Raw genomic sequence first — 16,259 nt, forward strand, 5'->3', positions numbered from 1 at the left:
CCTGAGAGAGTAATATGCCTTATACCGTGGCGCTGACCGGAGGAATCGGCAGTGGAAAGAGCACCATCGCCAATGCTTTTGCGGCGCTTGGCGTGCCGATTATTGACGCGGACGTTATCGCGCGCGAAGTGGTCGAGCCGGGATCGGCGGCGCTGCGGCAAATAGCGGAGCGGCACGGCGAAAGCATTCTGACAGCGCATGGCGCACTGAATCGCGCCCGACTGAGAGCAATTATTTTCCAGTCGCCCGATGAAAAAACCTGGCTGAATAATCTGCTTCATCCCCTGATTAATGCCCGCACGCAGCAGCTGAAAGCGTTGTCGACCGCGCCCTATGTGCTGTGGGTCGTGCCGCTGCTGGTCGAGAATGGCCTGCAGCATCAGGCGGATCGCGTTCTGGTGGTCGACGTCGATGAAGCGACGCAGCTCAGGCGCACCATCCAGCGTGACGGCATCGATCGCCAGCAGGCGCAAAATATTCTGTCCGCTCAGGCGACGCGCAGCGCGCGCCTCGCCGTAGCCGACGACGTCATTAATAACAGCGGCACGCCCGATGAGGCGCTGCCGCAGGTTGCCGCTCTGCACCAGCGCTATCTGACGCTGGCGGCAACGCAACAGGATTAACGCCATGAGTACAGTCGTTCTGTTTGAACATCCCCTGAATGAAAAAATGCGCACCTGGCTGCGCGTGGAATTCTTGATTCAGCAGCTGCATGAAACGGTCCCGGTTACCCGCACCGCCTCGGCGCTGACCTTTTTCCGCATCATCGGCGAGCTGCTGGATATTTTTGAGCGCGGCGATATGCGTACCGAACTGCTGAAGGAGCTGGAGCGTCAGCAGCAAAAGCTGCGCGCCTGGGCAGACGTACCGGGCGTTGACATGGCCGTGGTTGATGCGCTGCGCGACAAGCTCAAAGCGCAGGCGGTTCAGCTCAACAGCGCGCCGAGGATGGGGCAGCAGCTGCGCGAAGATCGACTTATCGGCCTGGTGCGTCAGCGGCTCAGCATTCCGGGCGGCTGTTGCAGCTTCGATCTGCCAGGACTGCATATCTGGCTGCATCAGCCGCAGGAGGTGCGCGACGGCCATGTCGCCGCCTGGCTGGAGACGCTGACGCCGCTGCATCAAAGCCTGGCGATGATTCTGGATCTTATTCGCCAGTCAGGCGCGTTCCGCCATCAGACCAGCCTGAACGGTTTTTATCAGGATAACGCCGAAGGTGCCGATCTGCTGCGCCTTCAGCTCCTGCTGGAGGATGCGCTTTATCCCCAGGTTTCCGGCCACAAAAGTCGTTACGCCATCCGCTTTCTGCCGCTGGACAGCGAACGCGGCGAAGTGCCCGCACGACTCAACTTTGAACTGGCCTGTTGTTAGAGGTAGCTATGCAAAATGAAGTGATTACCGTTCAGTGTCCGCACTGCGGGAGAGATGTAATCTGGGATGAGCTCAGTCCGTGGCGCCCGTTCTGCAGCAAGCGCTGCCAGCTGATCGATTTAGGCGAATGGGCAGACGAAGAGAAGCGGATCCCTAGCGAAGGCGATCTGAACGAAAGCGATGACTGGAGTGAAGCACAGCACTGACAGCAGGGGCTCGCGCCCCTGATATTAAAGCTCGTTGGCGACCAGACGCGCAACCAGCGCATGGTTAGCTGGCGGGAACTCTTCTGCGACCAGATTGCGTTGCGCAACCCAGCGCTGTGGCTGCCCTTCGCGTCCCCACGGCTCGCCTTCCCAGCCTTCCACCAGAAAGAAGTTGAGCGTGACGCGCAGCGCGTCATAGGTATGATCTGCCGCACCAATCGCCGTCGCCTGCGTCACTTCGATGCCGGTCTCTTCCAGCAGTTCGCGCTTCAGCGCCTCTTCCGCGCTCTCGCCTGGCTCGATTTTACCGCCGGGAAACTCCCACATATTCGCCATATGGGACGACGCCGGGCGCTGAGCCAGAAAAATCTCTTTATTGGCGTTACGGATGATGCCAACGGCAACCTGCAGGTGCTTCATAAATTTTTTCCACATCGGATAAGTGAAGGTGCGCTGATTTTAAAGCATGGATGGCGCAAAGTTAACCGCGCCGCGTCGACATGAAAAAAGGCGCCGAAGCGCCTTTTAAAAGCTGACATATTTTAAACGCGGGTGACATGGACTGAAGAGCAAAGCGTCCCGCGCAAGGGAGTGCGCGGGCCGAGCTGACATGGATGCCGCTTTTGCGTCTTTGCGATCGGGCCTTGTCACCCGCGTCTGCAATTTTTAACAAGCTCAAAGGCGCCGAAGCGCCTTTTTTGCGACTGTCAGGCCAGTCGGCCATGACACTGCTTATATTTTTTACCGGAGCCGCACGGGCAAAGATCGTTACGTCCGACCTTGCGCTCGCCGCCCTGCGCCGCCAGTGATGCGGCTGCGGCCGCCTCATCGTCAACATGGCTAAGCTGCTGCTGCTGCGCCAGACGCTCAGCCTCTTCGCGACGCTGCTGCTCCATCGCTTCCACCTCTTCTGGCATGCGCACCTGCACCTTGCTCAGCGTGCTGACCACTTCATACTTCAGCGACTCAAGCATGGCCGCGAACATCGCGAAGGATTCGCGCTTGTACTCCTGCTTAGGATCTTTCTGCGCATAGCCGCGCAGATGGATGCCCTGACGCAGGTAGTCCATCGCCGCCAGATGCTCTTTCCACAGCGAATCGAGCGTCTGCAGCATCACGCCTTTTTCGAAGTTGCGCATCATCTCGACGCCGACAATCTCTTCCTTGCTGGCGTAACTCTCGCGGGCGCGCGTCATGATGCGCTCGCGCAGCGTCTCTTCGTGCAGATCCGGCTCTTTATCCAGCCACTCGGCGATCGGCAGGTCGAGGTCGAAGTCAGCGCGCAGGCGCTCTTCCAGGCCCGGCACGTCCCACATCTCTTCAAGCGACTGCGGCGGGATGTAGGTGTCGATAGTGGTTTTAAACACGTCTTCGCGAATGCTGTTGATGGTTTCGCTGACGTCGGAAACGTCCAGCAGCTCGTTGCGCTGACTGTAGATGGCGCGACGCTGGTCATTTGCCACATCGTCATACTCCAGCAGCTGCTTACGAATATCGAAGTTGCGGCTCTCGACTTTACGCTGCGCGTTGGCGATAGCTTTGGTCACCCACGGGTGTTCGATCGCTTCACCAGGCTTCATGCCCAGTTTACGCATCATGTTAGAGACGCGATCCGAGGCGAAAATACGCATCAACGCATCTTCCATCGACAGGTAGAAGCGAGACGAACCGGCATCGCCCTGACGACCGGCGCGGCCGCGCAGCTGGTTATCAATACGACGCGACTCGTGACGCTCGGTGCCGATAATATGCAGACCGCCTGAAGCCAGTACCGCATCGTGGCGCTGCTGCCAGGCCGCTTTAATCGCTTCAATTTGCGCTTCGGTCGGCTCTGCCAGCTCGGCGACTTCCGCATGCCAGCTGCCGCCCAGCATAATGTCGGTACCACGACCCGCCATGTTGGTGGCGATGGTAACCGCACCCGGCTGCCCCGCCTGTGCGACGATATCCGCTTCGCGGGCGTGGAACTTGGCGTTCAGCACGTTGTGCTTGATACCCGCACGCGTCAGCTCGTTAGAGACCACTTCCGATTTTTCAATGGAAATGGTCCCCACCAGCACCGGCTGGCCATTAGCGGTACGCTCGCGGATATCTTCAATAATCGCGTCGATCTTCTCTTTTTCGGTCATATAGACCAGATCGGGCAGATCTTTACGCACCATCGGGCGGTTGGTCGGCACGACGATGGTGTCGAGTTTATAAATAGAGCTGAACTCGAAGGCCTCGGTGTCCGCCGTACCGGTCATACCGGCCAGCTTATCGTAGAGGCGGAAGTAGTTCTGGAAGGTGATGGAAGCCAGCGTCTGGTTCTCGTTCTGGATCTCCACACCCTCTTTGGCTTCAATCGCCTGGTGCAGACCATCCGACCAGCGGCGGCCCTGCATGGTACGGCCGGTGTGTTCGTCGACGATAACCACTTCGCCGTCCTTCACGATGTAATCCACATCGCGCGTAAACAGCGCGTGGGCGCGCAGAGCCGCGGTGACGTGATGCATCAGCATAATGTTGGTCGGCGAATAGAGCGATTCGCCCTCTTCCATAATGCCCTGGCTCACCAGCAGCTCTTCCACCTTGACCAGACCGCGCTCGGTCATGTGCGCCTGACGCGCTTTCTCGTCGACCCAGAAATCGCCTTCGCCCTGGAAGTTGTCAGAGCCCTCTTTCTCCTGACGGATCAGGCCAGGAATGATTTTGTTAACCCGGGTATACATTTCCGAGCTGTCTTCTGCCGGACCGGAGATAATCAGCGGCGTACGCGCTTCGTCGATCAGGATGGAGTCGACCTCATCCACCAGCGCATAGTTCAGCTTGCGCTGCACGCGCTCTTCCGGGCTGAAGGCCATGTTGTCGCGCAGATAGTCGAAGCCATATTCGTTGTTGGTGCCGTAGGTGATATCCGCCGCGTAGGCCTCACGCTTCGCCACCGAAGGCATGCCCGGCAGGTTGATGCCGACGCTCAGCCCCAGGAACTCAAACAGCGGACGGTTATTTTCCGCATCGCGCTGCGCCAGGTAGTCGTTGACGGTGACGACGTGCACGCCTTTACCGCTCAGCGCATTGAGGTAGGCTGGCAGGGTCGCGGTCAGCGTTTTACCTTCACCGGTACGCATCTCCGCGATGCAGCGATCGTTCAGCACCATGCCGCCAATCAGCTGCACGTCAAAGTGACGCATGCCGAAGACGCGTTTACTGGCTTCACGCACTGTCGCAAAGGCTTCCGGGATCAAATTTTCCAGCGTCTCGCCTTTTTTCAGGCGTTCGCGAAACTCGTCGGTTTTTGCTTTCAGCTCGTCGTCTGAAAGTTTCTCAAAATCCGGTTCCATCTTGTTGATGACGTCGACGACTTTGCGCATGCGGCGCAGGGTACGATCGTTGCTGCTGCCAAACATTTTGGTTAAAAGCTTGATTAACATATTAAAAACTTCTCAATTCAGCCGCGTAATGCGGGCTGCGATAATGAATATAGGTATTTTAAAAGACGTTTCAGACAAGCAGCGTAGACGGTCCGGCGCGAATTGCATGGGTTTTACTGCGCCAGTCGGCCAGTGAAGTGGCAGGAGCAAGCGCATCGTGCGGCGCGTTGGCGACCGGCTGCGACGGCTGGCGCAAAGAAGTATGAGTGGTCAGCAATGCCTGAAGCGAATCGATCAGCGCCAGCCTGTGCGCAGCCAGCGGCAGGTTATCGGGCGTTTCCGCCTGCGGCGTCAGGGTAAAAGAAAGATGGCGGATAACGGTACGGATGGCGTGCTGATGCCAGTAATCTATCGTAAAGCTGGGACGGCGCGCCGTTTCCTGCAGTCGGATCAGATGATCGAAGCGCGCGGCATTGCCGACGAAAAGGCTGCTGGAAGAGGATTCGGATGAAGGGTTGAATTCAGCGCTCTGGGCGCAGACAGGCAAGCCAAAGCTGGCCGCCACCATCCCCAACAGGAGATGAGGCCAGAAATAGCGTCTGCCTAAATGTCGCCAGCGTAGAAAAATTCCGATCACAACTCTTCCATTGCGCATCAACGATCGCGTCGTTGTCAGGGGGTTGCCGCTCTCTTTGAACAGCGGCGCTCAGCTTCTCAGAGCGCCTGATAGTACCATTAATGTGGGGCGCCCACATCAGTGTTTAAAGTCGCTCTGGAAGAAAAGCCGCCTGTTTGTTCAGCGTTTCAGCAACGTTTCACGCTTTGCTGCGAAGCATGCCGAAAAATTCAGGGGACCAAAAAAAGCGCAATAAAAAAGGCTGGCACTGCTGACCGGAGAGGGTTGTCAGCAGATACCAGCCTTTAAAGATTCCGGGGTAATTAAGCCAGAACCAGATTCGGTGCCTTGAACGCCAGCGGCAGTTCCGCTTCGTCTTCGAAGGTAGCCCATTCCCAGGCTTCTTGTTTCGCCAGGACGGCCTGCAGCAGCTTGTTGTTCAGTGCGTGGCCTGATTTGAACGCGGTAAACGCGCCGATAATGTTGTGGCCGCACATAAACAGGTCGCCGATCGCATCCAGCATTTTGTGACGAACGAATTCATCTTCAAAACGCAGGCCTTCTTCATTCAGCACGCGGAAGTCGTCGAGGCCGATCGCACAATCCAGACTACCGCCCAGGCACAGGCCTTTGGATTGCAGATACTCGATTTCACGCATAAAGCCGAAAGTCCGCGCGCGGCTAATCTGACGAACAAAAGAGTCGGCAGAGAAGTTCAGCTGATAGCGCTGAGAGCTGGAGTCGATCGCCGGATGGTTGAAGTCGATGGTAAAGTCGAGAGAGAAACCATTGTATGGCTTGATCTCGGCCCACTTATCGCCATCTTCCACGCGAACAGTCTGCTTAACGCGCACAAATTTCTTGGCGCTGTTCAGCTGTTCGATGCCCGCATCCATCAGCAGATAGATAAAGGGCGCGGCGCTGCCGTCCATAATCGGAATTTCCGGCGCATCCACTTCAACAATGATGTTGTCGATACCCAGACCAGCCAGCGCGGCGTTCAAATGCTCAACCGTCGAAATACGTACGCCTTCATCATTCACCAGGCAGGTACTCAGCATGGTGTCGCGCACGTATTTTGCATCAGCCGGGAAATCAACCGGTGGATTCAAGTCAGTGCGACGATAGATGACCCCGGTATTAGCCGGCGCAGGGCGTAATGTCAGCGTGACTTTCTTGCCGGTATGTAAACCGACGCCAGTCGCCTGAACAATACGTTTTAATGTCCTTTGTTTGATCATCGTATTATCTCGCAATATTACCCATCCGACCGCCAGTATACTTTACCAGCGGGCGAACACTTTAGCACAAAGAGCGGAGAATCCCAATTCTCAGCTTATTCCTAATCGGCCTGCTTACGCAGAAACGCTGGAATATCAAGGTAATCGGGCTCTTTGTTTGACTGCGCAGTCTGGTCGTTGACCACTTTAGCCGCCGGCTTTTGCTCCTGCGGCAGCGGCGACATGCCGTGCTGCTGGTAGCGATGATCCATCACAGGCTGGCTGGCTGGCTTATTGGTCACCAGGGTAATTTCCGGACGCTTGTCCATGCCAATGCCGGTTGCCACGACGGTAACGCGCAGTTCGTCGTTCATTTCCGGATCCAGCGAGGTACCGATAACCACGGTGGCGTTGTCAGAGGCGAAGGCGCGGATGGTGTTACCCACGGTTTCGAACTCATCCAGACGCAGGTCGAAGCCCGCCGTGATGTTGACCAGCACGCCGCGCGCGCCAGACAGGTCGATATCTTCCAGCAGCGGGCTGGAGATCGCCATTTCGGCTGCCTCTTCCGCGCGATCTTCGCCGCAGGCGACACCGGAACCCATCATCGCGTAGCCCATTTCGGACATCACGGTGCGTACGTCAGCAAAGTCGACGTTCATCAGGCCCGGACGTGTAATCAGCTCAGCGATGCCCTGTACAGCGCCTTTCAGGACGTCGTTTGCTGCGCCAAAAGCGTCAAGCAGAGAGATGCCGCGACCCAGCACTTTCAGCAGCTTGTCGTTCGGGATAGTAATCAGTGAATCGACATGCTTAGAGAGTTCGGCGATGCCCTGCTCAGCAAAGGCCATGCGCTTTTTGCCTTCGAAGTTGAACGGCTTGGTCACGACCGCAACGGTCAGAATGCCCAGGTCTTTAGCCACTTCCGCCACCACCGGCGCAGCGCCGGTGCCGGTACCGCCGCCCATACCGGCAGCGATAAAGACCATGTCTGCTCCCTCCAGCGCAGAACGCAGTGCTTCGCGATCTTCTTCCGCCGAGGTACGACCCACTTCCGGATTCGCGCCGGCACCCAGACCTTTGGTGATATTGGTGCCGATCTGGATAGTCTGGCCAACCGCTGTTTTACGCAACGCCTGAGCGTCGGTGTTCACAGCAAAGAATTCCACACCTTCGATACGCTCGCGCACCATGTGCTCTACGGCATTGCCGCCGCCGCCGCCGACGCCGATGACTTTAATCACCGCGTCATTGGTTAATTCCATCGGTTCAAACATGATTTCTCTCCGTTATGTGCCTGTCGCCTGGAGACCATAAACAGTGCCAGCATGGTCTCCTTTCTAAAATCAAAATTCTTTCTTCAACCAGCTATTAATGCGCTTGAACCAGTTACCCACTGATGCGCGTTTTTCCGTCTCTGCATCGCCGTTCATATGGGACTCTTTGCCGTAGTGCAGCAGTCCCACTGCGGTCGAGTAATAAGGTTCCTGCGCGTAATCTGTCAATCCAGTGATATTGAGCGGCTGCCCGATACGCACCTGCGTATGGAAAACGCGTTGTGCGCAGGCGGCCAGCCCTTCAATTTGCGCCGCGCCACCGGTCAGTACGATCCCGGCTGCCAGATGGTGCTTAACGCCCTGCTGACGCAGTTGTTCCTGTAGCTGCAAAATCTCGTCATTGACCAGATTCAGCAATTCGGTGTAGCGCGGCTCGATGACTTCGGCCAGCGTCTGCCGTTGCAGACTACGCGGCGGACGTCCGCCCACGCTCGGCACTTCAACATTTTCATCTTTGCCGACAATCGACCCCAGCGCGCAGCCGTGGCGAACCTTGATCGCTTCAGCGTCTGTCGGCGGCGTGCCGAAGGCGTAGGCGATGTCGCTGGTGACCACGTTACCCGCATAGGGGATCACTTTAGTGTGACGCAGCGCGCCGCCTGTATAAACAGCAATATCCATTGTACCGCCGCCGACGTCGACAACACAGACGCCAAGCTCACGTTCGTCTTCGGTCAGCACCGCAAAACTGGACGCCAGACCGGCAAAAATCAGTTGGTCAACTTTCAGGCCACAACGTTCAACAGCCTTGACGATATTTTTCGCCATATCGTTGTGACATGTGATCAGGTGCACTTTTGCCTGCATGCGCACGCCCGACAAGCCGACCGGATTTTTGATGCCTTCCTGATAATCGATAGCGTATTCCTGAGGAATAACATGCAGGATGCGGTGCTCATCACGCACGCGCACTGACTTTGCAGTGTGTACGACGTTTTCCACATCATCCTGAGTCACTTCCTCTTCGGAAATCGGAACCATCCCGATTTCGTTCTGGCAGCTGATATGTTTACCCGATAAGGCGAGATAGACGGAAGAGATCTGGCAATCCGCCATCAGTTCGGCCTGATCGATGGCGCGCTGTACGCATTTCACCACCGACTCAAGGTCGTTTACGCCGCCTTTATCCATACCGCGAGATGGGCAGCTGCCCACCCCGATAATGTTGACCATACCATCGGGCAGAATTTCCCCAACCAGGGCGGCGACCTTCGCGGTGCCAATTTCGAGTCCAACTACCAGTTTTCTGTCCGTTGCCTTGATCATTGTTTAGCCTGTGCCTGGTTCTGTTGCTGATTACTGTCCTGGAGCTCTACGGGCTCCGGCGTCCAGCCCACGGCTGCACCCGAGTCGTACCGCAAATCCACATAGCTGATGAGCTTGTGCTCGTTCTGCCCTTGCTGCTGCAACGCCGGATAGAGCTCAATAAATCGGTTAAGACGCTTCATAGGCTCGCCGCGCCCCAGTTCGATGCGCACATCGTCGCTGGTGACCAGCTGCCATGACCGTCGCGCCGTCATCGACGCGACCTTCAGGGTAAATTTGTTGGCTTTCAGCACGTCGCTCATGCTGTGGTAACCCGCCAACACCTCTTTTTCGCTGCCTTCCGGTCCGTAGAGCATCGGCATCGTTTCTTTGCCGATGTGGCTGGCCGGCACGCTGAAGGAGACGCCGTCTGCATCCACCATGTGCAGATCGTTCCAGCGCGCCACCGGCACATACTCCACCAGGTGGATCTTCAGCTCGTCAGGCCACTGCTTGCGCACGCTGACCTGTTTAATCCACGGCAGCCGCTCAATCTGCTGCTGAAGGATGTCGACATCCTGCGACATAAAGGTGCCCGGCGCGCCCAGCGACAAAATCGCCTGGCGGATATCATCGTGCGTGGTGTAGTGGGTTTCGCCCGTCACCACCAGCCGTGAAAGCGGCAGGCGCGACGCGTCGTTCATCCATTTCAGCACCACCAGCCCGCCGAAAATCATAATGCCAATAACCATCAGCAAAAACACGATGCCGAACAGTCTGGCCCCGTTGCTGCGCCCCGTGCGCACGCGCTCCTGGGGCTCGCGGTTCCGTGCGTTAAGTGCCGCCTGTGACATATCAGTCAGCCAGTTCCAGAATGCGCGCCACCAGCTGCGAGAAGCCTATGCCCGCAACGCTTGCCGCCATCGGCACCAGACTGTGGCTGGTCATGCCTGGCGAGGTGTTCGCCTCCAGCAACTGGAAGTTGCCTTCGCCATCCGCCATCACGTCTACGCGTCCCCAGCCGCTACAGCCCAGCGCGCGCCATGCGTCCCAGACCAGCGTCTGTAGCTCCGCTTCCCGCTCCGCGCTCAATCCTGCCGGGCAGAAGTATTGAGTATCGTCAGAAATGTATTTTGCTTCATAGTCATAAAATTCACTGGCGGTCTGAATGCGTATGGCAGGCAGAATCTGGTCGCCAATAATGCCGACCGTATACTCCGCCCCGCTGAGAAACGCTTCAATCAGCACGTTGTCATCATGGCGGAACGCTTCATCCAGCGCAGCAGGCAGCGTTGCCAGCGTATTGACGCGGCTGATGCCGACGCTGGAGCCTTCGCTGCTCGGTTTGACGAACAGCGGCAGGCCAAGCGCTTCAACGGCGTCGCGCATTTCTGCGTTCAGACCCGCCTGATACTGCTCGCGCGTCAGCCAGACAAAACGGCCCGAGGGCAACCCGCGCCCCTGCCAGAGCAGTTTGGTGCGCAGCTTATCCATGGTAATGGCCGACGCCATCACGCCGCTGCCGGTATAGGGCAGCTGTAAAAATTCCAGCACCGCCTGCAGCGTGCCGTCTTCGCCTCCGCGGCCGTGCAGCGCAATAAACGCGGCGTCGAAGCCCTGCTCTTTCAGCGTCAGTACCGAAACGTCGCGCGTGTCGACCGCATGCGCGTTAACGCCCGCCTCACGCAGACCGGCCAGCACCGCGCTGCCGGACATCAGCGACACGTCGCGCTCCGCCGAGGTGCCGCCCATCAGGACGGCGACTTTATCAGCCATGACGCTCCTCCGCTTTGCGCTCGGGCTGCAGCTTGCCATCCGCCAGCTTGCGCGCCACTTTGCCTACGTTACCGGCGCCCTGCACCAGAATGAGATCGTTGCCCGACAGCAGCGGCGCCAGCATCTCCGGCAGCGCATCGTGATCCGGCACCAGCACCGGATCGACCTTGCCGCGCCCGCGAATAGAGCGGCACAGCGCGCGGCTGTCCGCGCCCGGAATCGGCGTTTCGCCCGCTGAATAGACATCCAGCATCAGCAGCACATCGACCTGCGACAGCACGTTGGCGAAGTCGTCGAACAGGTCGCGGGTGCGCGTATAGCGGTGCGGCTGAAACACCATCACCAGTTTTTTATCCGGCCAGCCGGCGCGCGCCGCCTTAATGGTGGCGTCAACTTCGGTCGGATGATGGCCGTAATCGTCGACCAGCATCGCCGTGCCCGGATTGCCGTTTACCGGCTCCGTCGGGAATTCGCCCAGCAGATCGAAGCGACGGCCTGTCCCCTGGAAGCTTTCCAGCGCGGCAAGAATCGCGTTGTCGTCAATGCCCTCTTCGCTCGCCACCGCAACGGCGGCGGCCGCGTTGAGCGCATTATGACGGCCTGGCGCATTCAGCGTGACCTGCAAAAGGGGCTTGTCGTGGCGCACCAGGGTAAAGTGCCCCTGCGCGCCGCGCTGCTCATAGTGTTCAATGCGCACATCGGCATCATCGCTAAAGCCGTAGGTGGTGATATGACGCCCCACGCGCGGGATCAAATCGCGGATCACCGCATCATCGATGCACATTACCGCACGGCCGTAAAACGGCAGGTTGTGCAGAAAGTTGATAAACGTCTGCTTCAGGTTTTCGAAGTCGCCCTGGTAGGTATCCATATGGTCAGCTTCAATGTTGGTCACTACCGCCACCATCGGCTGCAGATGCAGGAAAGAGGCGTCGCTCTCATCCGCTTCAGCAATCAGGTAACGGCTGCTGCCGAGCCGCGCGTGCGTGCCCGCCGCCTTAACCAGCCCGCCGTTGACGAAGGTCGGATCCAGACCGCCCTCTGCATAGATGCTCGACACCATCGCCGTGGTGGTGGTTTTGCCGTGCGTGCCGGCAATAGCGATGCCGTGGCGAAAACGCATCAGCTCCGCCAGCATCTCGGCGCGACGGATCACAGGAATACGCTGTTCGCGCGCTGCGACCAGTTCCGGGTTGTCCTGCGCCACCGCGCTGGAGACCACCACCACGCTGGCGTCGGTGACGTTTTCCGGGCGATGGTTAAAATAGATGGTGGCGCCCAGCGCCGCCAGATGCTGCGTCACCGCGTTCGGCGCCAGATCGGAGCCGCTAATATGGTAACCCTCGTTCGCCAACACTTCGGCAATACCGCCCATGCCGGCACCGCCGATGCCGACAAAGTGAATGTGCCGGACGCGACGCATCTCGGGCACAATGGAGCGCAGTTTTGCCAGTTGTTGTGTATTCATCGTTCTCAGTTACCTGTCATCTCTATCCGTGCCTGTTGCGGCACCGGCCAGCACGCTGGCCCGATTATTCACTTCGCGGCGCGCGCCACTTCACGCGCGACCCTGTCGGTCGCATCGGGGATCGCCACCTGGCGGGCTTTTTCCGCCATGCTCAACAGCGTGGGGCGATCCCAGCGACGCAGCGTCTCCGCCACGGCATCCGCGGTAAACTGCGGCTGCTCAAAAATTTTGGCCGCGCCCGCTTTTTCCAGCGGCAGCGCATTCCAGTACTGCTGACGATCTTTATGCTGAAAAGGCACGAAAATCGCCGGTAAGCCCGCTGCAGCGATTTCGCTGACGGTAAGCGCGCCGGAGCGGCACACCACCACATCCGCCCAGGCGTAGGCGGCCGCCATATCGTCAATAAATTCCGTGACCTTGTGCTGCGTCTGGCCGACCTGCTGGTACGCCTTAAGCACATCCTGCTGTGCGCCTTTGCCGGTCTGATGCCACAGCGTCACGCTGTCGCCCAGCGCGGCCGCGACCTGAGGCAGCGTCTGGTTCAGCACGCGCGCGCCCTGACTGCCGCCGACCACCAGCACGCGAATTGGACCGCTGCGGTTGGCCAGGCGCGCGTCCGGCAGCGGCAGCGCCAGCACGTCGGTGCGCACCGGATTGCCGACGACGTCCGCATGCGGGAAGGCGCCGGGAAAGGCCTGCATCACTTTGCTGGCGATCTTCGCCAGCCACTTGTTGGTCAGCCCGGCAATGCCGTTCTGCTCATGCAGCACCACCGGAATGCCGCAGCTCCAGGCCGCAAGGCCACCAGGCCCGGAAACATAGCCGCCCATGCCCAGCACCACGTCCGGCTGCCATGCCCGCATAATGGCGCGCGCCTGACGCCAGGCGTTGAAAATCCGCATCGGCGCCAGCAGCAGCGCTTTCAGGCCTTTGCCACGCAGACCGCTGATGCGAATAAACTCAATCTCGATACCGTGTTTTGGCACCAGATCCGCTTCCATTCTGTCGGCGGTGCCGAGCCAGCGAACCTGCCACCCCTGTTCCATCAGATGATGGGCAACGGCCAGACCGGGGAAAACATGTCCGCCGGTTCCACCCGCCATCACCATCAAACGCTTCCCACTCATCGGGCACCTCGGGTAAACGCCTGCGCTTTGGTCAGGCGCGTTTCATAATCAATACGCAGTAAAAACACAATCGCCGTCGACATAATCAACAGGCTGGAGCCACCGTAGCTGATCAGCGGCAGCGTCAGCCCTTTCGTCGGCAGCATGCCCGCTGCCGCGCCGACGTTAACCAACGCCTGGAAGCTGAACCACACGCCGATAGAACAGGCGAGAAAGCCGGAAAAACGCTGATCGATCTCCAGCGCGCGGCGGCCGATCGACATCGCACGAAAAGCGACGAAGAATACCATCAACAAGGCTAAAACCACACCGATATAACCCAGTTCTTCGCCGATGATAGAGAAGATAAAGTCGGTGTGCGCTTCCGGCAGATACTCCAGTTTTTGCACCGAGTTGCCGAGCCCTTGCCCCCAGAATTCGCCGCGGCCGAACGCCATCAGCGACTGCGTCAGCTGATAGCCGCTGCCGAAAGGATCTTCCCAGGGGTTCCAGAACGAGGTTACGCGGCGCATACGGTAAGGTTCCGCGATAATCAGCAGCACCACGGCGAACATGCCGGAGCCGATAATCGCCAGAAACTGCCACAGCTTCGCGCCCGCCAGGAAGAGCATCGCCAGGGTGGTGACAAACAGCACGACCACGGTGCCAAGGTCAGGCTGCGCCAGCAGCAGCACTGCCAGCACCACCATCACGCCCATCGGTTTGCAGAAGCCCCAGAAGTTATTGCGCACCTCTTCTACCTTGCGCACCAGATAGCTGGCGAGATAGCAGAAGAGCGACAGCTTCGAGAGTTCCGCTGGCTGGATACGCAGCGGGCCGAGAGCGATCCAGCGCGAGGCGCCGTTCACCGAGCTGCCCACCACCAGTACGATAAGCAGCATCACCACCGTGGCCAGCAGCATCGCGTTGCTGTAGCGCTGCCAGAAATCCATCGGCACGCGCAGCGTGACCAGCGCGATGCCGAGCCCGAGCACGATATAGAAGGCGTCGCGCTTGGCAAAGTAAAAAGGATCGTCGTTGAGACGCTGCCCCACCGGCATCGAGGCCGAGGTCACCATCACGAAGCCGATAATCGCCAGGCCGAAGGTGAGCCACAGCAGCGTGCGGTCATAGAGCACCAGAGCGGAATCGTCGCTTTCGCGCGCGCCCATGACCCAGTCTTTAAGCCGGCTGCCGATAAAGGCGAAGAGTCCAATTATCATTCCGCCGCCAGGAATACGCATCAGCCTAACTCCTTCGCCAGCTGCGCGAAGCGATCGCCGCGCTGTTCAAAATTACGGAACTGATCCAGGCTGGCGCAGGCGGGCGACAGCAGCACCATATCGCCAGGCTGCACCTGCGGCGCGATCAGCGCCATCGCCTGCTGCATTGTCTCGGTGCGCACGGCGTTGTCGGGACGCAGCGCCGCCAGCGCGTCGCCATCGCGGCCAAAACAGTAAAGGCGAACCTTCTCGTCCTGCACATAGCGCGCCAGCGGCGTGAAATCCGCCGATTTGCCGTCGCCGCCCAGCAGCAGCCAGAGTCGGCCATTGACCTGCAGGCCGTTAAGCGCCGCTTCGGTGCTGCCGACGTTGGTGGCTTTCGAATCGTTGATCCAGCGCACGCCGTTGGCTTCATGCACCAGCTGGAAGCGATGCGCCAGCCCGCTAAAGCTGGTGAGCGCCGCCAGGCTGGAGGCGCGCGGCAGGCCCACGGCATCGGCCAGCGCCAGCGCGGCCAGCGCATTGGTATAGTTATGCTGGCCTACCAGCTTCATCTCATCGGTGTTGAGTACTTTTTCACCCTGCACGCGCAGCCAGGTGGCGCCCTGCTGACGATTAAGGTGATAGTCGCCGAAATCGATGCCGAAGCTGACGCAGCGCGCATCGGCGCCGCGCACCGGCAGGGTCAGCGCATCGTCGGCATTGACGACGCAAACCCGCGCGTTTTCATAGATGCGCAGCTTCGCGGCGCGGTACTGCTGCATACCGAGCGGATAGCGATCCATATGATCTTCGGTGACATTGAGAATGGTCGCCGCCGCGGCTTTCAGGCTCCAGGTGGTTTCGAGCTGGAAGCTGGAGAGCTCCAGCACGTAAAGCTGTGCGGGCGATTTCAGCAGCGACAGCGCCGGCAGGCCAATATTGCCGCCCACGCCGACCTGCCATCCTGCAGCGCGCGCCATCTCGCCAACCAGCGTGGTAACGGTGCTCTTGCCGTTGGAGCCGGTGATCGCCACGATCGGTGCCTGCGCTTCGCGGCAGAACAGCTCAATATCGCCGACGATTTCCACGCCCGCCTCGGCCGCTTCAGTTAATGCCGGATGCGCCAGCGCCATGCCTGGGCTGGCGACGATCAGATCAGCCGCCAGCAGCCAGTCGCTGTTCAGCCCGCCGGTATAGCGCTCTACCTGTTGAGGCAGCTTGTCGAGTCCCGGCGGCGACACACGGGTATCCATCACGCGCGGCGTTACGCCTTGCGCTAAAAAGAAATCAACACAGGAGAGCCCCGTGAGGCCCAGCCCGATAATGACGACTTTTCTGCCCCGATAGTCAGCCATA

15 protein-coding genes are annotated in these 16,259 nt (G+C 59.1%); 3 read left to right on the forward strand and 12 right to left on the reverse strand.

The window, feature by feature from the left end; genetic code table 11:
- Window positions 1–14 precede the first annotated feature (14 nt).
- From coaE to yacG, 3 genes are read left to right on the forward strand one after another with little or no spacing between them, the layout of a single operon-like run.
- Window positions 15–623, forward strand: a complete 609-nt coding sequence (gene coaE, locus ACR6A7_RS16955) for a dephospho-CoA kinase (RefSeq protein ID WP_434126260.1) — start codon at window positions 15–17, stop codon at window positions 621–623.
- A gap of 4 nt (window positions 624–627) precedes the next feature.
- Window positions 628–1,371: a cell division protein ZapD gene (gene zapD / locus ACR6A7_RS16960; RefSeq protein ID WP_434126262.1), complete on the forward strand. Its 744-nt coding sequence runs from the start codon at window positions 628–630 to the stop codon at window positions 1,369–1,371.
- 8 nt (window positions 1,372–1,379) lie between these two features.
- Window positions 1,380–1,577, forward strand: coding sequence for a DNA gyrase inhibitor YacG (gene yacG / locus ACR6A7_RS16965; RefSeq protein ID WP_434126263.1), 198 nt, complete (start codon window positions 1,380–1,382; stop codon window positions 1,575–1,577).
- A gap of 24 nt (window positions 1,578–1,601) precedes the next feature.
- Here yacG and mutT read toward each other — a convergent pair whose 3' ends face one another.
- The 12 genes from mutT to murD all read right to left on the reverse strand — a co-directional run bounded on the left by mutT (window position 1,602) and on the right by murD (window position 16,258).
- Window positions 1,602–1,997, reverse strand: coding sequence for an 8-oxo-dGTP diphosphatase MutT (gene mutT / locus ACR6A7_RS16970; RefSeq protein ID WP_434126264.1), 396 nt, complete (start codon window positions 1,995–1,997; stop codon window positions 1,602–1,604).
- 287 nt (window positions 1,998–2,284) lie between these two features.
- Window positions 2,285–4,990, reverse strand: coding sequence for a preprotein translocase subunit SecA (gene secA, locus ACR6A7_RS16975; RefSeq protein ID WP_434126266.1), 2,706 nt, complete (start codon window positions 4,988–4,990; stop codon window positions 2,285–2,287).
- Window positions 4,991–5,060: 70 nt separating this feature from the next.
- Window positions 5,061–5,567: a secA translation cis-regulator SecM gene (secM, locus tag ACR6A7_RS16980; RefSeq protein ID WP_434126267.1), complete on the reverse strand. Its 507-nt coding sequence runs from the start codon at window positions 5,565–5,567 to the stop codon at window positions 5,061–5,063.
- Between the two features lie 302 nt (window positions 5,568–5,869).
- Window positions 5,870–6,787, reverse strand: a complete 918-nt coding sequence (gene lpxC / locus ACR6A7_RS16985) for a UDP-3-O-acyl-N-acetylglucosamine deacetylase (RefSeq protein ID WP_033749496.1) — start codon at window positions 6,785–6,787, stop codon at window positions 5,870–5,872.
- 101 nt (window positions 6,788–6,888) lie between these two features.
- Entirely contained in the window at window positions 6,889–8,043 is a 1,155-nt protein-coding gene (gene ftsZ, locus ACR6A7_RS16990; RefSeq protein WP_033749494.1) for a cell division protein FtsZ, read from the reverse strand.
- A 69-nt stretch (window positions 8,044–8,112) separates the two neighbouring features.
- Window positions 8,113–9,369, reverse strand: coding sequence for a cell division protein FtsA (ftsA, locus tag ACR6A7_RS16995; RefSeq protein ID WP_033749492.1), 1,257 nt, complete (start codon window positions 9,367–9,369; stop codon window positions 8,113–8,115).
- A complete protein-coding gene (gene ftsQ, locus ACR6A7_RS17000) occupies window positions 9,366–10,202 on the reverse strand; it encodes a cell division protein FtsQ (protein WP_434126270.1) in 837 nt (278 codons plus the stop codon). Before ftsQ ends, ftsA begins: the two co-directional genes overlap by 4 nt.
- 1 nt (window position 10,203) lies before the next feature.
- Window positions 10,204–11,124 (reverse strand): D-alanine--D-alanine ligase, encoded by a 921-nt coding sequence (locus ACR6A7_RS17005; protein WP_434126271.1) that lies wholly within the window; start codon window positions 11,122–11,124, stop codon window positions 10,204–10,206.
- Window positions 11,117–12,592, reverse strand: coding sequence for a UDP-N-acetylmuramate--L-alanine ligase (gene murC / locus ACR6A7_RS17010; protein ID WP_434126273.1), 1,476 nt, complete (start codon window positions 12,590–12,592; stop codon window positions 11,117–11,119). The genes ACR6A7_RS17005 and murC overlap by 8 nt, the downstream gene beginning before the upstream one ends.
- A 68-nt stretch (window positions 12,593–12,660) precedes the next feature.
- On the reverse strand, window positions 12,661–13,719 hold the full coding sequence (gene murG / locus ACR6A7_RS17015; protein ID WP_434126274.1) for an undecaprenyldiphospho-muramoylpentapeptide beta-N-acetylglucosaminyltransferase: 1,059 nt from the start codon (window positions 13,717–13,719) through the stop codon (window positions 12,661–12,663).
- Window positions 13,716–14,942 (reverse strand): cell division protein FtsW, encoded by a 1,227-nt coding sequence (gene ftsW, locus ACR6A7_RS17020; RefSeq protein WP_434126276.1) that lies wholly within the window; start codon window positions 14,940–14,942, stop codon window positions 13,716–13,718. Before ftsW ends, murG begins: the two co-directional genes overlap by 4 nt.
- On the reverse strand, window positions 14,942–16,258 hold the full coding sequence (murD, locus tag ACR6A7_RS17025) for a UDP-N-acetylmuramoyl-L-alanine--D-glutamate ligase (RefSeq protein ID WP_434126277.1): 1,317 nt from the start codon (window positions 16,256–16,258) through the stop codon (window positions 14,942–14,944). The genes ftsW and murD overlap by 1 nt, the downstream gene beginning before the upstream one ends.
- Window position 16,259: the final 1 nt, after the last annotated feature.

This window comes from Pantoea phyllosphaerae, assembly GCF_051025595.1.
Taxonomy (GTDB): domain Bacteria; phylum Pseudomonadota; class Gammaproteobacteria; order Enterobacterales; family Enterobacteriaceae; genus Pantoea.